Source organism: Erwinia sp. (assembly GCF_031978025.1).
GTDB lineage: Bacteria > Pseudomonadota > Gammaproteobacteria > Enterobacterales > Enterobacteriaceae > Erwinia.
The window spans coordinates 1-2,343 of sequence record NZ_DALZCD010000416.1; the positions used below are offsets into that span (position 1 = coordinate 1).

Here is a 2,343-nt window from a genome sequence, read left to right on the forward strand (position 1 = left end):
CGGCGACGCATATGGGCCATTACGACAATGGCAATCACGGCTCCAATGCACCGGGCGATGTGGAAATGGCTCGTGAACTGCCGCCAGGCTATCTGGATATGATTGTCGGCGGCCACTCGCAGGATCCGGTCTGTATGGCAAAGGAAAATGTTAAACAGGCGGACTACGTACCGGGCACGCCGTGCCAGCCGGATCGGCAAAACGGGACCTGGATTGTACAGGCGCATGAATGGGGCAAATATATCGGTCGGGCTGATTTTACCTTCCTGAACGGTAAGCTGACGCTGGAGCATTACGAGCTGGTGCCCATTAATCTGCGTCACAAAGTGACCAATGCTGATGGCAGCGTCAGCTGGGTGAATTACACCCAGGAAATTGCCAAAAATCCCGCAATGATGAAGCTGTTAACGCCTTTCCAGAAAAAAGGCGAGGCGCAGCTTAACGTGAAAATCGGCAGCGTTAATGGCCATCTGGAAGGGGACCGTAGCAAAGTCCGCTTTGTGCAGACCAACCTTGCCCGGCTGATCCTGAGCGCGCAGGCGGAACGAACCGGCGCGGATTTTGCCGTCATGAGCGGGGGAGGCGTACGTGACTCCATTGAGTCTGGCGACATTACCTACAAGGATGTGCTAAAGGTGCAGCCGTTCGGCAACGTGGTGGTTTATAACGATATGAAAGGCAGCGAGGTCGAAAAATACCTGGCAGTGGTAGCAAATAAACAGGTCGACTCAGGAGCCTATGCACAGTTTGCTAACGTTAGCCTGACGGCGGACGGCAGCAGCGTGCACGACGTAAAAATCAAAGGCGAACCCCTGCAGGCAGACAAAACCTACCGGATGGCGACACTTAGCTTCAACGCGACGGGTGGCGATGGCTATCCGGTCATTACGGCATCACCGGGCTACGTGAATACCGGCTTTGTCGATGCCGAAGTGTTGAAACAGTATATTGAAAAGCACTCCCCGCTACAGGCTGCCGATTTTGAACCGCACGGCGAAATTCTTTATCAGCAGAAACGCGCCGTGACGGAAAAAAAAGCCGGGGAGCCGCCAAAAAAGTGGCGGCTGCCACGCATTGAGCTGGCTATGCGTGAAATCTGGTCCTCACTGTTCTGAAGAAACAGGATGCGCTTTGCGCTGCCATTTGGCGCGAAGCGTGTCATATAACCAGTTGTAGACCACCGTATAGGGCAGAAAGAAAAGGAAAAAGCCGATTTCCAGCAGCAGGGCCTGCCAGAGCGATACGTCCAGCATCCAGGCGGCAATCGGCAGTCCAATCAGGATAAATCCTCCTTCAAACGCCAGCGCGTGCACAATGCGCAACAGCCAGGTTTGACGACCATTCGGGAAAAGACGGTCGAAACCCGCGTTGTAAATCATGTTCCAGAGCATGGCGACGGTCGACAGCATAATAGCCAGCGCGCCCATCTGGAACAGCGGTTTATCCATTGCCCAGGCGGCCAGCGGCGACACCAGCGTAACGGCCAGTGCCTCAAAGCCGAGGGCGTGGAAAAAACGTTCTTTCAGTGTACGGCTCATGGATGCTCCTTAAAATCAGGCCGGTATTTTGCCTGCCTGATTTGCTAAAATAAAATGATTACCTATCGGAAAAAGCGATACACCAATGCATTATTCACCGGAATCGTTGCAGGCGTTTGTGCAAACGGTAGAAAGCGGGTCGTTTTCTGCTGCCGCCAGAGCGTTACGCAAAAGCCAGTCCACCATCAGCGCTGCCGTTGCCAATCTGGAGACGGATTTGGGATTCGCCTTGTTCAGCCGGGGCGGGCGCACGCCCGTGCTAACAGAAAACGGCCAGCGTGCACTTGTTCAGGTACGGGAGGTGCTGGCAGCCAGCGAGCGGCTGAACGAGCTGGCTATTCGGCTTACGGGCGACGTTGAACCCTGCCTGAGTATGGCGATTTCCGATTTCTGGCAGGCGGATTACCATGAATCTCTGCTGAGACGCTTTGCCGGGCGGTATCCCCGGATTGAGTTTGAATGCATGATTGCCGAGGATGCTGACGTTATTGAGCTGCTCCAGGCCGGAAGGGCGCACATTGGCGTGATCCGCGTACAGCCGCATTATCCGGCGGATATCGCCACCACCAGGCTTCAGGTCAAAACACAGATGGCCATTTACCTGCATCAGGATCATCCGCTGACGCAGCAGGCGGTTGTCAGCCGGGAATCCCTGAAAAGCGAGCGGCAGCTCTGTCTGAATACATGGGTGGGGAAAGAACGGCCCCGGCCAGGCAACGGCGTCTGGTCTGCGCCTTCCTATTTACTGTTATTAGAGATGGCGGAGCAGGGCTTTGGCTGGACGATACTGCCGCGCTGGCTGGTG

Annotated in this window: 3 protein-coding genes; 2 read left to right on the plus strand and 1 reads right to left on the minus strand. The window is 55.3% G+C overall.

The annotated features are described in order from the left end of the window. A partial coding sequence (locus RTK32_RS21150) for a 5'-nucleotidase C-terminal domain-containing protein (protein ID WP_312047370.1) occupies positions 1–1,115 on the plus strand: 1,115 nt, incomplete at its 5' end. Here the strand turns inward: RTK32_RS21150 and RTK32_RS21155 are convergent. Then, positions 1,104–1,538, minus strand: a complete 435-nt coding sequence (locus RTK32_RS21155; protein ID WP_312047372.1) for a multidrug/biocide efflux PACE transporter — start codon at positions 1,536–1,538, stop codon at positions 1,104–1,106. The two genes, RTK32_RS21150 and RTK32_RS21155, sit on opposite strands and share 12 nt — an antisense overlap. A gap of 85 nt (positions 1,539–1,623) precedes the next feature. On the opposite strand from RTK32_RS21155, the gene RTK32_RS21160 reads away from it, so the two are divergent. Then, the coding region (locus RTK32_RS21160) for a LysR family transcriptional regulator (RefSeq protein WP_312047374.1) at positions 1,624–2,343 on the plus strand (720 nt) is incomplete at its 3' end.

What these genes read in the sequence shown, in the direction of transcription:
- RTK32_RS21155 (WP_312047372.1), bottom strand. Translation starts at nt 1,538, where the DNA reads ATGAGCCGTACACTGAAAGAACGTTTTTTCCACGCCCTCGGCTTTGAG.